Origin of the sequence: Pseudanabaena cinerea FACHB-1277 (assembly GCF_014696345.1) — a bacterium.
Taxonomy (GTDB): Bacteria; Cyanobacteriota; Cyanobacteriia; order Pseudanabaenales; family Pseudanabaenaceae; genus Pseudanabaena; species Pseudanabaena cinerea.
In genome coordinates, this window is sequence record NZ_JACJPY010000002.1 from 32,525 (window position 1) to 48,672 (window position 16,148).

15 protein-coding genes are annotated in these 16,148 nt (G+C 42.6%); 9 read left to right on the forward strand and 6 right to left on the reverse strand.

What is annotated here, in order from left to right; genetic code table 11:
- The first annotated feature begins 31 nt into the window (after positions 1 to 31).
- The 6 genes from H6F44_RS00970 to H6F44_RS00995 all read left to right on the forward strand — a co-directional run bounded on the left by H6F44_RS00970 (position 32) and on the right by H6F44_RS00995 (position 7,473).
- Positions 32 to 3,136, forward strand: a complete 3,105-nt coding sequence (locus H6F44_RS00970; RefSeq protein WP_190349048.1) for a cell division protein FtsA — start codon at positions 32 to 34, stop codon at positions 3,134 to 3,136.
- Positions 3,121 to 4,665 carry a hypothetical protein gene (locus tag H6F44_RS00975; protein ID WP_190349049.1) on the forward strand — a complete coding sequence of 515 codons (1,545 nt, stop codon included), beginning with the start codon at positions 3,121 to 3,123 and terminating at the stop codon, positions 4,663 to 4,665. The genes H6F44_RS00970 and H6F44_RS00975 overlap by 16 nt, the downstream gene beginning before the upstream one ends.
- Before the next feature lie 163 nt (positions 4,666 to 4,828).
- On the forward strand, positions 4,829 to 6,049 hold the full coding sequence (chlP, locus tag H6F44_RS00980) for a geranylgeranyl reductase (RefSeq protein ID WP_190349050.1): 1,221 nt from the start codon (positions 4,829 to 4,831) through the stop codon (positions 6,047 to 6,049).
- Positions 6,050 to 6,245: 196 nt separating this feature from the next.
- Positions 6,246 to 6,461: a hypothetical protein gene (locus H6F44_RS00985; protein WP_190349051.1), complete on the forward strand. Its 216-nt coding sequence runs from the start codon at positions 6,246 to 6,248 to the stop codon at positions 6,459 to 6,461.
- Positions 6,462 to 6,502: 41 nt separating this feature from the next.
- A complete protein-coding gene (locus tag H6F44_RS00990; protein WP_190349052.1) occupies positions 6,503 to 6,973 on the forward strand; it encodes a hypothetical protein in 471 nt (156 codons plus the stop codon).
- Between the two features lie 239 nt (positions 6,974 to 7,212).
- Positions 7,213 to 7,473 (forward strand): DUF6761 family protein, encoded by a 261-nt coding sequence (locus H6F44_RS00995; protein ID WP_190349053.1) that lies wholly within the window; start codon positions 7,213 to 7,215, stop codon positions 7,471 to 7,473.
- Here the strand turns inward: H6F44_RS00995 and rsmG are convergent.
- Complete coding sequence (gene rsmG, locus H6F44_RS01000) at positions 7,434 to 8,195, reverse strand: 16S rRNA (guanine(527)-N(7))-methyltransferase RsmG (RefSeq protein ID WP_190349054.1); 762 nt, start codon at positions 8,193 to 8,195, stop codon at positions 7,434 to 7,436. The two genes, H6F44_RS00995 and rsmG, sit on opposite strands and share 40 nt — an antisense overlap.
- A gap of 140 nt (positions 8,196 to 8,335) precedes the next feature.
- Between rsmG and H6F44_RS01005 the strand changes: the two genes are divergently transcribed.
- Positions 8,336 to 8,560, forward strand: a complete 225-nt coding sequence (locus tag H6F44_RS01005; protein ID WP_190349055.1) for a chlorophyll a/b-binding protein — start codon at positions 8,336 to 8,338, stop codon at positions 8,558 to 8,560.
- Positions 8,561 to 8,695: 135 nt separating this feature from the next.
- Complete coding sequence (locus H6F44_RS22735) at positions 8,696 to 9,175, forward strand: hypothetical protein (RefSeq protein WP_199301933.1); 480 nt, start codon at positions 8,696 to 8,698, stop codon at positions 9,173 to 9,175.
- Positions 9,176 to 9,203: 28 nt separating this feature from the next.
- Here H6F44_RS22735 and H6F44_RS01015 read toward each other — a convergent pair whose 3' ends face one another.
- Positions 9,204 to 9,998, reverse strand: a complete 795-nt coding sequence (locus H6F44_RS01015) for a TlyA family RNA methyltransferase (protein ID WP_190349056.1) — start codon at positions 9,996 to 9,998, stop codon at positions 9,204 to 9,206.
- Between the two features lie 245 nt (positions 9,999 to 10,243).
- On the opposite strand from H6F44_RS01015, the gene H6F44_RS01020 reads away from it, so the two are divergent.
- Positions 10,244 to 10,495 (forward strand): hypothetical protein, encoded by a 252-nt coding sequence (locus tag H6F44_RS01020; RefSeq protein ID WP_199301934.1) that lies wholly within the window; start codon positions 10,244 to 10,246, stop codon positions 10,493 to 10,495.
- 99 nt (positions 10,496 to 10,594) lie between these two features.
- Here H6F44_RS01020 and H6F44_RS01025 read toward each other — a convergent pair whose 3' ends face one another.
- From H6F44_RS01025 to bicA, 4 genes are all read right to left on the reverse strand, one after another.
- Entirely contained in the window at positions 10,595 to 11,941 is a 1,347-nt protein-coding gene (locus H6F44_RS01025) for a cation:proton antiporter (protein ID WP_242016388.1), read from the reverse strand.
- 180 nt (positions 11,942 to 12,121) lie between these two features.
- Positions 12,122 to 12,454, reverse strand: coding sequence for a P-II family nitrogen regulator (locus H6F44_RS01030; RefSeq protein ID WP_190349059.1), 333 nt, complete (start codon positions 12,452 to 12,454; stop codon positions 12,122 to 12,124).
- Between the two features lie 105 nt (positions 12,455 to 12,559).
- Positions 12,560 to 13,687 carry a sodium-dependent bicarbonate transport family permease gene (locus tag H6F44_RS01035; RefSeq protein WP_190349060.1) on the reverse strand — a complete coding sequence of 376 codons (1,128 nt, stop codon included), beginning with the start codon at positions 13,685 to 13,687 and terminating at the stop codon, positions 12,560 to 12,562.
- A gap of 740 nt (positions 13,688 to 14,427) precedes the next feature.
- Positions 14,428 to 16,101, reverse strand: coding sequence for a bicarbonate transporter BicA (gene bicA / locus H6F44_RS01040; RefSeq protein ID WP_190349061.1), 1,674 nt, complete (start codon positions 16,099 to 16,101; stop codon positions 14,428 to 14,430).
- Between the last annotated feature and the right edge of the window lie 47 nt (positions 16,102 to 16,148).

Genomic DNA, 16,148 nt, shown 5'->3' on the forward strand with positions numbered 1-16,148 from the left:
GTTTTTGTTTTTTTAAAGAGAGGAAATTACAATGGCGCAGGCAACAGATAAGTCCATCTTCATGCTACCTAAGCTTAGAGACAGTAAGGTAAAACATGGGGCAGCAGGTAAATGGAATCGTCAGTCGGCAACAGCTTTTGATGATGTTGCCCGCAGTATTGATGTGATTGTCAATACCGAGGTTGCCAATGTAAACTCAATTCCTAGTATGTGGGCGCATCCTTTGGCGCTGCAATCAGTTTTATCCAGTAATGATTACAACGATCGCATCCGAATACCACTGATCAACCAATGGCGGGGAATGCTAACAGCGATCGCCCTTGCCCCAGATTTTCAAGAAGTGGGAAGACTCACAGCAAAATTTATCGATCTAACAGATCCTGCATATAGAAATAATAAGTTTATCCAGTCACTTTTCCGATTAGCCCCAAGCACCAACGAATGCTTGTTCGCTCTGGAGCATAATCTTAATCCTTGGCTGCAAAGTTATGTATTTTGCTGGAATGGTCGTGCGATCGGCATGACCTCGCCTAGCACAATTGTTTGCCCCGCCGAAGACGCTAACTGGACTGGTTTACCTTGGTTTGTCAATGGTCAGGTGCAATCTCCTGAACGCTATCTAAATAACGATCAAAAAATAAGGTTATCTAGATGGTTAGTATATCTGCGTAGGCAAATATCCGCAGACAGCTTGGGCATTCACAACCAAATTTCTACATTGATTAATGAGTTTATCGATGCGCTTGGTGGCGACAAAAACCAAGCCCTAAACCCTGCTACAGAACTGCTAAATGATGATACATATTTCGGAATTTTAATTGAAATAGCTTTTTATGCCTCTATTCTCCGCCCCTCTGACTTACTCGGCGGTGTTAAGTTCTTCTTGTCTGGCAATGATCTATATTTTCTGCGTCGTCCCAACGCTTTTCCCAATGCAAATATTCCAGATAGCCTTAAAAATCTAACTTTCGCTGGTTCACCAATTTCCGTGATCTTACCGATTGAGCCAAAATTTTTCAATCGTGATGATGCTGCTAACTTACTCCAAACTCTAAAAGTCGAAAGCCTCAAGGCAAACACAGTTCTCAAGTTTAGTATTCAGATTGATGGACATAATCTTGAAAAACAATATGAGCTTAAAAATGAGAATGTGATCTCTGGCTTGCCAGTTGCTGAAATCTGGCCAAACTTTACCAGTCCAAATTGGAAAATTTATTATTCCTACTACTACGATGTAGATGAGACTCAACTGAATTTTGAATTTTCTAACATCACGAACCCTCAAGTAAATATACATAGATTCAGTACTTCGCAAGTATCTCGACTTGATAGTTTCCCTAAACATATAGCTTGCTATTATCATGATCGTGTTATTGGGGCTATCGCATTGAAAACACCTGTGGCTGTACTTGAAACTAATAAGCAATGGAATGTAGGTGTTGACTTTGGTACATCATTTACTAATGTTTACAAGAAACAGGGTGAATATGATGAGAAAATGTCTTTCGATGACTTGCATTTTTCTATTACACTGAGTGATCCTGACACTAGGACTTCTTCACTAACAGAGAACTTTATTCCACTAAGCCAAAAGCTTCCCATAGCTAGTCTTTTGTCAGTAAAAAATGGGCGAATTCCAGTTACTCGCCACGGGAATGTTGACGCAGAGATTATTTTCGATGGACGTATTTATGTCCCCAGTGCAATAAACAAGCTTGATGATGGCAAGGATTGTTTGATCAGTAACCTCAAATGGAATAACCTCGATAATCAAGAGCCGATGCGTTTATTCATAGAGCAATTAGCTTTACAGGTTTCTGCTCAAGCAGTAAAGAGTGGAGTAAGTCAGATCCAGTGGGCACTTTCTTATCCGACAGCATTCTCTCGTAGGGACAAGAGTAGCTATGTGGATATCTGGAATGACTGTTCCGAGAAGCTTTTTGCTATAACAGGATTAAGATATGAAGATCTAAGAGCAAATAGTAATGCTCACTTTCGTTCAGAGAGTTTAGCAGTTGCTCACTACTTCTCCTCCAAAAAGGGTAAGTCTTTGCTAAATGCAGCCTGTATCGATATTGGTGGGGGAACTTCTGATATCTCAATCTGGGAGGAGCATAAAAATGGTATTGTCCCTGTTTATCAATGTTCTGTGCAACTGGCTGGGAAACACTTGTTTAGTGATATTATGAGGCGTGATCCAGAGTTTCTGAGGCACATTAATTTTGCTACGGATGATACTCTAATTAACTTAAGAAATTCTAAGTCACTATTTGCAACTGCGATGGACGCTTTAGCTAAAGAGTGTGGTGATGAATGGCTTCGATCTCGTCGTAGGAGACTACAGGGAAACGAGCGCTTGTACAAATATTTGCAGATACTTGCGATTGGCATTGCAGGACTTCATTATTATGCTGGATTAGTTCTACAAGTTCTTCACAAAGAAGACGCGGACAGTCCTAGACGATATAAAGCTGGTAAGCCTGTTAATGTATATTTCGGCGGTAATGGATGCCGACTCTTGAATTGGCTATCTGATACGGGTAAGTTTGAGAATGATGAAATTGGCGAACTATTCCAAGAGATGACGATCAAGGCTTCAGAATTTCAACCCCTATCTAAATCCAATGCTATCAGCGATCAGCCCAAAGAAGAAGCTGCTTGCGGATTAGTAGTAGGGCAAAAAAGATTGGGTGATCCATCTGGATCTGAACAGGATTTGATAGCGGGTGAACCATGTAAAATAGGCTCTAGGGTATTTACTTGGAATTCATATATAGCTTTTGATGCTGATATCTCTGAATCGATTGATACATTACAAGTTGTCACAGATCCAAATGATTTGGTAAATCTTCCTAAGTTTATATATTGGTTTCAAAAGGGTTTGAGAAGGAGGCGTGATATTCAAATTCCAGTCATCAAAGGATATAGCTTGGGAAATGCCCAAAACGATGATGATAACCTAAGAAACACTGTCGCAGATAACTATATCTTTTGGGATCGAGTGGTTGATAAATTAAGAGATTCTCTGATCCTAGACAATGGTGCAACTACGGAAAATATTCGTCTTGAACCTCCATTCATTCTTGCACTGAAGGCTTTGATAGAAGTACTTGCAGAGGAATGGGTAAGCAGATGATGAAATATAAACACTACTTTACTAGACATGTAATTTTATTTACTCAACTGATTCTGTTGAGTGGTTGTGGTCTATTGGGAAATAATCCTGAAAATGTTGCTCCGAAAACTAGCAATAGTGCTGACAATAATGGCAATGTGTCGACAGATATTTCGCAACAATGTTTAGATGGTTTAATAAAAGGAATTAGTGATTATGAAAAGAAAATCGGTAAGTTGCAATCAGGTGGAAGCATTTCTGAATCATCAATTGCAAGACAATCCGAAAACTTATCAAAAGATTTAAAAGCAATCGCAAATTTGACAATCTGTTCAAATGTAAATAGTAATTCATTAAAGGAAATTATCAATGACATTAAGGGACTTGATAACCTTGTATCGCTAATGTCTGATACTGTAAAGAATAAGAAAGAAATAGAATCTGCCTTAGGGGACAAAGTAAAATTAGAGCCATCCGAGATCAGTAAAAGTGATCAAGAAACGTTAGAGACAAAATTTATTAAGCATACAAATGAAAAAATATCAGAGATACTTGGAACTCTTAACAATTTAGTTAAAGCACCAGTTAGGTTGACTGATAACCAAGTTAAAAGATTAGAAGAACAGGTTAAGGTATTGCAAATCACGGTAAGAAGTTTGAGAGAAGAATTAGGTAAAAACGCAAATAATGATAGCGAAACATCTCAAAATTTAAATAATTTTAAGTCATTTGCTAATACCATGATATTAGGTTTAACAGCTACTGTTGCTTTGTTTGGGTATATATTATTTAAAAAATATAACTCATCTTCTGACTTATCTGTTAACAAACCAGCAACTAAGCATAAGCAACAGGAAAAAAATACTAGTTTAGAACCTAATGATGTACCTAGCCTTTCTAAAAAAAGGTTGGGTGGTGAACACAATACATCAACACATAATAAAAAAACTAATGATCAATATCTAGGCAAATCAAAAAGCTACCTAGGTAACATTGAGCGCGAGTTGAAAAATGATAGAGATAATTCTAAACCATCAACTACTGACCATCACAACATAGATTTGTCAGGTAATTATGAATCAGATTCTGATGATTCATCCAATCAAACCAAAGCAGTTTCCCCTAAATACTTGCCAGCGTATCCTGTCGAGAAAATGCAAACTAAACAGCCATTAACTTATGACTTAGCAATTGAGTATTATCAAGATGGTAGATATGAACTACTTCGACCCTATACCGAAGGTTACTACTCAGCCACATCAGAAAGTATTATGAGTAATCGTGCTTATTGGGGAAATCCTCTGGAACTCGAAAAATTTCCTGACGGGCTATTCTGGATTGTTAAAACTATAGAGCCTTACCTTGTATTGTTTCCTAATCCTACTAAAAAAATTGAGGATAACCGTATTCGGAGCATTGAATACTTCTTTGAGTCTAATTTTAGTAATGTAAATTATAGGAATTTAATTGTTATTGCACCCGCTTATATGATTATTGTGAGTGGGAGGCTAGTGATGCAACAAAAAGGGCAAATCGAATTCACTTACTAGAATTGGGGCTTCTGTGTGGAAATTTCTGCTCATATCCTCTAACTGCAATACATAAAACAATACAAATGTTAATATTCATCAATTTTGCCCCAACTGACGGGGATGCAGTGTTAGCATTCAACATAGTTAAAAATTGATTGCACAAAAGCTTTAGGAGCGCATTTTGACATTACGAGTTGCTGTTGTAGGTGGCGGACCTGCGGGTTCCTGTGCGGCTGAGACCCTAGCTAAGGCGGGGATTGAAACCTATATATTTGAGCGCAAGTTGGACAACGCCAAGCCCTGCGGTGGAGCAATTCCGCTATGTATGGTTTCTGAGTTTGACCTGCCTCCAGAGATTATCGATCGCCGCGTTCGCAACATGAAGATGATTTCACCGAGCAATGTTGAGGTGGATATCAAGCTAGACAATCCTGATGAATATATCGGGATGTGTCGCCGTGAAATTTTGGATGCTTTTTTACGCAATCGGGCGGCAGATCTAGGCGCAAAGCTAATCAATGCCAGGGTGCTGGATATTAAGATCACTGAGAATGGGAAGCAGCCCTATGTAATCACCTATTCTGACTTTAGCGAAGGCAGTAACGAAGGCAAAATTCGTACCCTTGAGGTGGATCTGATTGTTGGGGCTGATGGTGCTAACTCAGTGGTGGCAAAGGCGATCGATGCGGGTGACTATAACTATGCGATCGCCTTCCAAGAGCGCATCCGCATTTCGCCTGACAAGATGGAATATTACAAAGACCTTGCGGAAATGTATGTGGGTGATGATGTATCCCCAGACTTTTACGCATGGGTATTTCCTAAGTACGATCATGTGGCGGTGGGTACTGGCACGATGCACAAGAACCAGCGCATGATCAAGCAGTTGCAAGCGGGGATTCGCGCCCGTGCTTTGCCTCGCATTGAAGGTGGCGAAGTCATCAAGGTTGAAGCCCATCCAATTCCTGAGCATCCCCGTCCTCGCCGTGTGGTAGGACGTGCGGCTCTCGTTGGCGATGCGGCTGGCTATGTTACTAAGTCGAGCGGTGAAGGCATTTATTTTGCAGCAAAGTCTGGACGGATGTGCGCTGAGGCGATCGTGGAGTTTGCAGAAGCTGGTAAAAGGATTCCCACTGAGGCGGATCTCAAGGTTTACATTAAGCGTTGGGATAAGCAGTATGGCTTGACCTACAAGGTATTAGACATTCTCCAGAATGTGTTTTATGCCACTAATGCTACCCGTGAGGCATTTGTGGAAATGTGTGCCGATCGCGATGTGCAGAAGCTCACCTTTGACAGTTATCTCTATAAAACCGTTGTACCTGCTAATCCTTTAACCCAGTTAAAGATTACCTTTAAGACGCTCGGTAGCTTGCTGAGAGGCAATGCTTTAGCACCTTAGCTAATTCTCATGAATATGGAAAATCGCTCCTAGCGATCCTAGTAAGGGTTCTGCGACTTTCACTTTGCCGTAGTCTAGGTGAAAGTCGCAACATCTGCTGTGGAGAGATTAAAAATTTGATTTTGTTGATCTCGCATTTTGTGTTAGCTTAAGTAGACGCAACTTAAAAAATCTCTAAGGGGTATAACGGTTTAACATGGCTAAGCGCCGCAATCAAAAGAAAGAAAAAGCTCTTCGCAACCAAGCGTATGCACGCAAGTTTCGCAAGCGCACGCCCATCGGTCGTTTCGGACGCAGAAGACCAATGGGTAACTATAACGATCCTGAAGACTCTGAATCTAATGGTGCAGCCGATACTGGTGCAGCCGATACTGGTGCAGCCGATACTGGCGCTATGTCTGGCAAGTTCTAGACTGAAGGCTGGCGATCGCTCCTGCCAATATCTCCTAGATCATGAACAAAAGTTTTGCCCTTGCCTTGCATACCACCACTTCAAAATTGGATCTGACGATCGCTGCTATCAAATATGATGCCGACCGTTGTCCTTACGCCTACAATATTCACAAGCAGCAGTCATGGGAACTTGGCAGAGATTTATCTGTGCGGTTACACGACTGCTTGTCTGTGTTTGTGGGCGATTTGTCTTGGCAGGATTTTAAGTTTGTGGCGATCGCAACGGGGATCGGCAGCTTCACTGGTATGCGCATTGGTGTGGTGGTAGCCCGAACCCTTGGCGAACAGTTAGACATCCCCGTTTATGGCATTGACTGTGACACCATAGAAGCGCGATCGCATCAGGAGCTTCCTCCTCTAGACCGTAGTAGCAGTTTAATTGCTATTGCATACGAGCAATGGCGATCGCAATCTTCAACCCAAGATTTTTCAAATTGGCGAAATGTCCTGCCAATTTATGAAACAGACTGATATTTTTGAAAGCTGATATTTTTGAAAGCCTAGCTTGGTCATTTGGTTAGCAAATCCTCAAAATGCTTACCATTGGCAAGTGATAGAATTACAATGCTAAGAGTATTGCTAGCGGTGAATAAAATTAAATTTTCTTGACTTGCGATCACATACTCGCGGCATTGGGGAAATCTAAAATTATTACCTCAGCATATTCAATGCCATATTCATCTAAGACGGTAGTTATTACAGCTTGACCTATGCTTCAAGACGCGATCGCCATTCGTCATTATCAAAAAATTACCGACTCCCTAGTCGAAATGTCAGAGCGCGGTTATCGCACAACTGACGAGATGAGACTTTTTTTAGATGGCTACCTCTCAGCTTTGCGAATTACCAAAGCTATAGAAATCCACCATATACATCGCCTCGAAGAAGAGGTGATCCGCTTTTTGTATGACACCTCTAACTTTGAATCACCCTATGAGTTTGAGATGGAGGTTGAACGGGGGGACAGATAAATGCTATGCCTTAGCCCTGCACTAAGCGGCGTTTGAAATCGATCCACTTGACCCAACTCAATATTTTGAGATTCGCAAAATACACTGAATTGTTCGCTTTCATCGGTTAGCCATTGACCGCGATAAAGCACTGCGTTGCCCTTTTGATTTAAAAATGGCAAACAGTATTTTGTGCAAATATCAGGCTTGCCAACGGCGCGGATAACTGCAAGATCAAATTTCCGATGATATTTTACTGACTGTGCTAAGGCTTCTGCCCGTCCAGCTATGGCGATCGCATTGCTTAGTTCAAGCTCTTCAATTACTTGCTGCACAAAGTTAACCTTTTTCTGGGTGCTATCAATCATAGTGACTTGCCAAGATGGTTTGGCGATCGCGATCGCTAAGCCAGGAAAACCTGCACCAGTGCCAATGTCAATCACCTGTAACCGTTCTTGCTCCTGCAAAGCCCAGATGCCACGCAGGGAATCCCATAGATGCTTTTCCCAAAAGTCATTAAACTCGGTAATGCGCGTCAAATTTTGTTGACGATTTCCTTCTAAAACCAGCCTGTATAGTTGAGCAAACTGCTCGTTTTGAAGCTGGCTTGGCAGCCAATTGAGCGTGTCGTGGCACTGAGCAAATAAAGGTGCAAATAAAGGTGCAAGGGGCGGCACAATTTTGGAGAAGGTGGGGGAAGGTTCGGCAATATCTTCCCTTTGATGTGTTTGAAAGTTTGTCATTAGGGGCTAGGATTAGTTATCGTTAAGTTTTATGTAGCAGTGCTAAGCAGTTTATCTAAGTTTGCCACACTCAAAACTTTAAAGAGCTTTTAAAAATATCTAAGATACTTAAAAAATTTCTAGACATAAGGTAAAAAATGATGACCGAACAAACCAAGACCCGCACCGCTTTTACTAGAGATGATCGTGGCATCCTCAACAACTGGGCGATCGAACCTAAGATGTATGTTGAACAGGGTGAAAGCCGCTTTGGGTTTACTGAATATGCCGAATTGGTCAATGGTCGTCTAGCTATGGTGGGTTTTGTCGCATTAATTGCGATCGAGCTTGTGACTGGCAAAGGTTTCTTGCAGATCATTGGTTAATTTCAACACAATGGAGGGGGTAGGTACTATGGCAGTGCCTACCCTTTCTGCTGTCTAGGGTTTCTCTAGCTCTTGTTTTTGTTAGTTTTATTTTTTGTTAATTTTTGTTTTTTTACCATTAGGGAGAAAAATATCATGGAAATGTCGCCATCGCCAATTCAGTTTTTAGCTCTAGAAGAAGTACAGGCGATCGATCAAGCCATGCTTTCACCGATGGCAAAATTTATGACTCGGATTACAGTTTCGTCTTTACGGATTGTTGCAAAAATTGCCACGGATTTGAGTATTCATGCTGAAGAGCTAGAGTCTATCCAGATCGTGCAATGGGTTGAACGCGACTCATATATTCGCAAAGAGCAAGGATTGGCGTCGGCATTTTTGCAATGGGATTCGCCTTACCCTGATATTGACTTTGCTGATACGAGGCAAGATCTAGTGACATCGGCACAACTTTCTAGCCATGAGAAGTTTTTGACGCGGATGGTGATTTCGGCGATGCAGGTGTTGAGGGAGATCGCGCTGGATTGCGGTGTTCACATTGAAGATTTGACGGTGGATCAAATAATTATTTGGACGGAGCGTGATGCCAAAACGAGTAAGCCCCAAACAATGTAATAGGGGGGTGTTGATCGCGCCTGCAACTTTAACCTTGGGTAATTTCCAAAATTTCAGTAAAGATCGGCGCAGCCAGATCGCTAGGTCGATCGCTGAGCCAGAGCCAATATTCAAAATTGCCTGTGCGCCCTTGAATGGGTGATGGCGTTAAGCCTTGAAACTGCCAGCCTAGCTCTTGAGCGGTGGCTAATACTTGGGCGATCGCCTCGGCTCTTATTTTTGGCTCCCGCACGATGCCATTTTTGCCCACCTGTCCTTTTCCTGCTTCAAATTGGGGTTTTACTAACAGCAATGTTTCACGGGGCGATCGCAATAGCGCCCATAGAGCAGGCAAAATCTTGGTTAAAGAAATAAAGGACAGATCCAGCACCGCAAAATCGGGGATTGGATCAGTCTCACCATACAGATTTTCAGGGGTGAGATGGCGCAAGTTTGTCCTCTCGCGCAAAACCACCCTCTCATCGCTGCGAATCTCCCAAGCCACCTGCCCATAGCCCACATCCACCCCATAGACTTTGCTTGCACCTTGCTTGAGCATACAGTCTGTGAATCCGCCCGTAGAGATACCGCCGTCAAAACAAATGCGATCGCTGAGATCCACTGCAAACGCTGCCAATGCCCCCGCTAGTTTTTCGCCACCACGGGAGACAAAGGGCGATCGCTCCTTCACCAAAATCGCCGCATCTTCCTTAACCTCGGTGCCTGGTTTATCGATTATGGCTTGATTGACCTGCACCCAACCCGCACGAATAAATTTTTGCGCCTGTTCACGGGATGGCGCAAGCTCTAGGTCTACTAAAAGTACATCGAGACGTTTTTTCAATTTTTAATTTTATTGTAATTCTCTCAACGCCCAGATCCATAACTCTTTTGCTGAATTTGCCAATTGTCTTTACTAACAATGTTATCTGCTGATGCAAACCATAGAGAAACGTTATTCGCCAGTCCACATCAAATTGCTATATTCCATATTAAATTTTAATTTCACACAACATTAATTAGTCCCTTAGAGAGTCAATTATGAAGCTAAATCTTGCATTTTTTACTTTTTCTGTGGTTGGAATCTATATGACTGGAGCGGCAACTGCCCAGATGCACAACAATACTTTTGCTGGTAGGGTGGATCAAGTTTGGGAGGATGGGTTTCGGCTAAATAACGGAAGTCGTTCTATTGTGGTTGATGCTTACGATCTGTGTGGTGACTATACAACTCGCCACATTAAATTCGGGGAACAAGTAACTGTGGTGGGTGAGTTGGAAGGAGGGGAGTTTGACGCTTTTTCGATTACAAGATCAAGTGGAGAAAGTGTCTGTAGGTAGATTTTTTGGCGGTCTTTTATATTAAAAACTAAACCCAGTAATGGTTTTCAAATAAAGAAATGGCGTAGCCATTTCTTTATTTGACATGATCAGGGATCTTTACTCTGTCGCTAGTTCGCCACCAGCAGGAGGCTCGCTAGTTTTGCCAAAGGCAAGGCGCAAAAATGGCGGTGCTAGGAAAGTGGTCAAAATCACCATGATAATGATTGCCACTTCTAGGGGCTTGTCGATCGCACCACTCGCAGTGCCAATACCTGCAAATACTAGACCGACCTCACCACGGGGAACCATACCAATACCGATCGCTAAACGATTGACATTAGGCACACCAAAAACTACCCAGCCTGTAATCACCTTGCCCATAATTGCCACTAAGATTAAAAATCCTGCAATTAACAGACCACTGCGGTTTTCGGAAATGGTGGGGTTGAGAACCGATAGATCCGCTTTTGCACCAACAGTAACAAAGAAAATCGGGACAAGCAAATCGGCAACGGGCTTAATTAATTCATCTAATTCATTTCGGGCATCGGTTTCATCGAGTACTAAGCCTGCGGCAAAAGCTCCCAAAATTGCTTCTAAATGGATGGCATTGCCAATAAACGCCATGATATAGGCAAAGATAAAGGCAGGGATTACGATATTACCGCGTGTTTTGAGACTGCTAACCAAAGCCACAAAGGTTTTATTGAAGATACCACCCAAAAGAATTGAGCCGAATAAAAAGGCGATCGCGCTGATCAATAAAATAAATACATTGGTGATATCGACTTCACCTGTTTTCGCCAAACTAGCAACCACTGCCAGCACGATGATCCCCAATACGTCATCGATTACGGCTGCACCGACAATAATTTGACCTTCCTTAGACTTTAGCTGACCGATTTCGGCGAGTACTTTTGAGGTAATGCCGATACTGGTGGCGGTCAGGGCGGCTCCTGCAAAAATGGCAGGAATCGCTGCCACATGGAAGAAATACATCAAGCCAATTGTGCCGCCAGCAAAGGGGGCAATTACACCAATAAAAGCTACGACAAAGGCTTGAATCCCTACTTCCTTGAGTTGGCGAATATCCGACTCTAAGCCAATTTCAAACAGGAGGATAATTACCCCCAACTCTGAAAGCACACTAATTACTTCACTCTGCTGATCAAAAACATGATTAACCGCTTCGGGGGTGAGTTGGTTGAGACTCTGCAATATTGTCATGATCAAAGAGTCAGCCGCCGTAAAACCACCCTCAGGGAAAATTACTAACCTTAGCGCTGATACCCCCACAATTACCCCCGCGACTAGCTCCCCTAGCACGGGGGGCAAATCTAGCCTCTTGGCGATTTCGCTGCCAATTTTACTGGCAAGGTAGATTACGATTAGGGTCAGCAACACGCCTGAGAGTATGATTGGCGCACTTTCTGATTCCATTGTGGCGATGAAGGTATGGGGCATCGGTAATGTTGATATGGATGGGATTATGGATTGGGCGATCGCTGCGATCGAAAACATAAGCTATTTACCTTAATTATGTACAGTTTTTATCAGTGTTGTCCTACTTTCATGAAGTAATACAAGATCAATAAATGGCTGAGCTATTTATTGATCTTGTATTACTGAGTTTGGCAAATCGGTTCAACAACCGTCTGGTCCACAGAAACTATGTCCATACAAGACTTCGGCGTTACAGATATAGGCAATCCCCGCAAAATCATTGAAATATGTCACAGCGACCTGATCGGCAATATTTTCAGCCATCTCCCGATTTTCGGTCAGTATCTCGAACTTTATATTCGCTTGGACATCAGAAACGTTAGGTTGTCCCGATGAACGCACATTACGACTACCTTTACCACCAGTCTCCATCACTGTATATCCTTTCGCCCCAGATTCCTCAATGATATGGGCGATTTTTTTCAATAGAATCTTTTCCGTGACTATGACTAGCTTGTTGGCTTGCTTTGCCATGCTGCTTATCTCCTTAGAATATGCAAATTAAACTAAAAAACATACAAACTAAACTACTTAATCTTCCCATTCAAGGGAATACAGAAAGACTGAATCAGCCTAGAATTACTTGCCGCCAATAGCTTGAGCTAGACCGATAAAGAACGGTATGCATATGCCGATCGCCACTGGTGTACCGATGGCTGTAGATGCACCTATATAAGCAGATGGGTTAGCTGAGGGAATGCCAGCTCGCAACGTAGGCGGACCTGAGATGTCTGAACTAGATGAGGCAATGACAGCTAAGACCACTACACCACCAATGCTGAAGTTCATGGTGTAGTGAGCAATCATGCCGAGACCAAAGGCAATTAAACCATGCAAGAATGGACCTATAATACTATACACGACATACCACTGAGCTACCTTACGCAGTTCGCCAAGCCTTGACCAAGCCTCCATCCCCATGACTAGCATTAAGATTGAAAGCAATCCGCGAAAAGCGGGATCATAGAAGCCTTTATAGACGCTTTCTGGTCTGGTGAATATTCCAAGAGCAAGACCTAGCAACATGGCTGATACGGCAGGACCTTGCAGGCTTTCCTTGATAATTGGCCATATCTTAACCCGATTATTCGCAACATCTTTCTTCTGACTAAGATACTCCTGTCGGCTGTTGGGGTAATTGGGCTGATCGGAATCATTCCCTGACGTAACGGGCTGATTGCTCAAAGATTCCTGCGTGGTAGAAGCAGCGACACTATTCTTTTTCTTATTGAGATAGATGTTTGCTACAACAATCGCAGTTACAAGCGCAGGAATATCCATGAAGGGGTAGAGAGCACCTGCCCATGCTTCGTATGGAATGTTTTGTTCTTCGAGAAGTGTCAGGGCGGCTGCCATGGTAGAACCGCTCACCGCGCCAAACAAACCGCCAGTAGCGATCGCATCTACAGTTTTGACCTTCGGGAAATTAGCTAATGTATAGCGAGCGATGAATACAATCACAACCCCCACGAGCGCGGCAATCAAGATGGGTAAGACCATCTCTGTCAGGTTAGAATTGCGAATCGCAATTCCTCCAGTCAGACCAATTTTAGTGAGCAGCATAAAGACAATGATTGAACAAATTGACTCTGGAATTACTAATTCGCTACCAAGAGCAGCAATGAGCATTCCACCAATCAAAAAGCCAAGGGTTGGGGATTGTAGCTGCTTAACAAAGTCTGCTAGAAAAAGGGACAAGAAATCCATGAACACCTCCTCATTTTGTGTACTCTGGTGAGAATTATTGCAATAGATAAACTGAATGATTTTTAAAGATTTATAGCTGTAAGTAGATGAGCATAATTAAATCAAAAACCCAGAGAGCTATAGCGCAGACTGCGCTTACGCTATAGCTTTTTGGGTTTCAACTTTTCTTTTGCCTAGCTACTTAATCATTATTGTTAGAATCCAAAACTAGAAAACGATGGTTTGCGCTACCCTTCAATTTCTATGTTTCGATTTGTACTCACACAAATGACGGTCACTATATAGAGAGAAGCCCTGAACTAAAAAGGTGTTGCACTATTTGTCAGTTCAGAAAATATTGCTAGGTTTGGTCTTCAAAAAAGGAAAGTATTGTCGCACTGTCCCAAATTAGTAAATATCGAGGTATTTCACTCTTACAGCAATAGAACTTTAAGTCTGCTTTCAAGGAAACAAAAGAAGTTTCCATAACATACTATCAAGAATGAGTGCTGAGGGATTTCAATCTCTAAAAGACCAAAATGTAAATTGCAATTGTTAAATTATTTTTACATTTTTAAATGTACACTAATCCAAACAAATTAAACCATTGACTAACCAAGAAATAAATTGCAGTTATCATAGATTTTTATCTATGCTTTTTTGAATGGATTGGTAAATCTAGCCAAAAAATCTTTGAAAGCTCTGCCTCGCAACGCTTTCAAAGATTTTTTGGATTTGGGTTTAAGCGCAAAGCACTGTAACTACTTACTATGCAACAGATCCACAGCGTTGCTTAGAGCTTCAGTGCGATCGCTCTTAATATGTTCGCTAGAAATCAGTTCTAAAATACCCAGCTTCTCCAAGCGCTTAGAGACTTTAGCACTTGCACCGACAAGATAAATCTGCAAACCGCGATCGGCAGCATCACGAATTGCATTTTCGATCGCCAAGGACGCGGTCACACCCATGGATGGCACATCGGTAAGATCCATTACCAAGACATCAGCATCCTTCATCGCATTATGCTCACGGGCGATCGCCTTCGATAGTCCAAAGATCATTGAGCCACTGAGATAAAACAACAAGACCCGCCCCCCTGCTTTGTCTAATAGCTCCTTTTGTTCTTTAGTCAAACGGGCATCATCATCAGCATCGGAAATCAGCCTAACCTCTTGCGACTGCAACTCGCTCAGGCGCTCAATGGTGAGAATATTCGCAATAAATACACCGATACCCACCGCCACGATTAAGTCCACAAATACCGTCAGCAGTAGCACACCGTACATGATCAAAGAGCCTTTGATCGAAATTTTGTGCGATCGCTTTAAGAAACTCCAATCGAGAATATCCAGACCCACCTTGAGGGCAATACCTGCTAAAACTGCCATCGGGATTGGCTCCGTATATTTCGCTGCACCCAAGACGACCACTAGCAACACCAATGCACGGGTCAAGCCCGAAAGTGCCGAAGTTGCCCCCGTCTGAATATTCACCACTGTTCCCATGGTTGCACCTGCCCCAGGCAAGCCACCGCAGATCCCTGAAACGATGTTGGCAATACCTTGACCGATTAATTCTTTGTCAGATTTATGCTCGGTACGGGTAATGCTATCGGCAACGACTGCTGTTAAAAGTGTATCAATACAACCGAGAATCCCTAGCATAAAGCCATCGACCAGCATGATTGTCACTTCATCGGGTCCAAATATGGGCAGACGGAATTGCGGCAAGCCGACGGGGATTGGTCCCACATCACTGATGCGACGAATGCCAGTGACATCTTTGAATACTGTAACGGAGATGACCGTGCCGACAATTAGGGCGATCAATTGTGGGGGAACGATTTTCTTGATCTTCTTAGGGGTTAAGAAAATAATGGCGAGGGTAACAACACTCAGAATTACTTCAGGCAGATTATCGGGAGAGGCTGCTTTAGAAATTAAATCGGGAATAGATAAGAAAGTACCTAAAACGCCATTTTTAGGTGGAGCCTGCCCTAAAAATGGGGCAATTTGTAAAATCACCAAAATCACGCCAATACCTGACATAAAGCCAGAAATGACGCTATAGGGCATCAGGGTAATGTATTTGCCAAGTTTGAAATAACCAAATACGATTTGGCAAAGTCCCGCAATCATCACTACGGTAAAAGCCATTGCCAAACCGTTTTCAGGATTTTTGGTGGTTAGAGAAGCAACGATCGTGGTCATAACCACGGTCATTGGCCCTGTAGGCTCCGAAATCAGGGTAGGTGTACCACCAAATAGAGCTGCAAAGAAGCCTACACAGACTGCACCATATAGCCCCGCGATCGGTCCTGCGCCAGAGGCGACACCGAAGGCAAGTGCTAGAGGTAAAGAGACGATCGCGGCGGTCAGACCGCCAAACATATCGCCCCGTAGGTTATCAAACTTTATTTTGTTTGTTATTGCCATTTTGCTATTGATTGTGAAAGCATTGTTAATGCTAAAAAATTAAAAAA

Excerpts from the sequence above, each read along its gene's own strand:
- H6F44_RS00990 (WP_190349052.1), top strand. The coding sequence starts at position 6,503 with ATGAACAAAAGTTTTGCCCTTGCCTTGCATACCACCACTTCAAAATTG.
- H6F44_RS01020 (WP_199301934.1), top strand. The coding sequence starts at position 10,244 with ATGACTGGAGCGGCAACTGCCCAGATGCACAACAATACTTTTGCTGGT.
- H6F44_RS00995 (WP_190349053.1), top strand. The coding sequence starts at position 7,213 with ATGCTTCAAGACGCGATCGCCATTCGTCATTATCAAAAAATTACCGAC.
- bicA (WP_190349061.1), bottom strand. The coding sequence starts at position 16,101 with ATGGCAATAACAAACAAAATAAAGTTTGATAACCTACGGGGCGATATG.
- H6F44_RS00970 (WP_190349048.1), top strand. The coding sequence starts at position 32 with ATGGCGCAGGCAACAGATAAGTCCATCTTCATGCTACCTAAGCTTAGA.
- H6F44_RS01025 (WP_242016388.1), bottom strand. The coding sequence starts at position 11,941 with ATGCCCCATACCTTCATCGCCACAATGGAATCAGAAAGTGCGCCAATC.
- H6F44_RS01005 (WP_190349055.1), top strand. The coding sequence starts at position 8,336 with ATGACCGAACAAACCAAGACCCGCACCGCTTTTACTAGAGATGATCGT.
- H6F44_RS00985 (WP_190349051.1), top strand. The coding sequence starts at position 6,246 with ATGGCTAAGCGCCGCAATCAAAAGAAAGAAAAAGCTCTTCGCAACCAA.
- rsmG (WP_190349054.1), bottom strand. The coding sequence starts at position 8,195 with ATGACAAACTTTCAAACACATCAAAGGGAAGATATTGCCGAACCTTCC.
- H6F44_RS01030 (WP_190349059.1), bottom strand. The coding sequence starts at position 12,454 with ATGGCAAAGCAAGCCAACAAGCTAGTCATAGTCACGGAAAAGATTCTA.
- H6F44_RS00975 (WP_190349049.1), top strand. The coding sequence starts at position 3,121 with ATGGGTAAGCAGATGATGAAATATAAACACTACTTTACTAGACATGTA.
- H6F44_RS01035 (WP_190349060.1), bottom strand. The coding sequence starts at position 13,687 with ATGGATTTCTTGTCCCTTTTTCTAGCAGACTTTGTTAAGCAGCTACAA.
- H6F44_RS22735 (WP_199301933.1), top strand. The coding sequence starts at position 8,696 with ATGGAAATGTCGCCATCGCCAATTCAGTTTTTAGCTCTAGAAGAAGTA.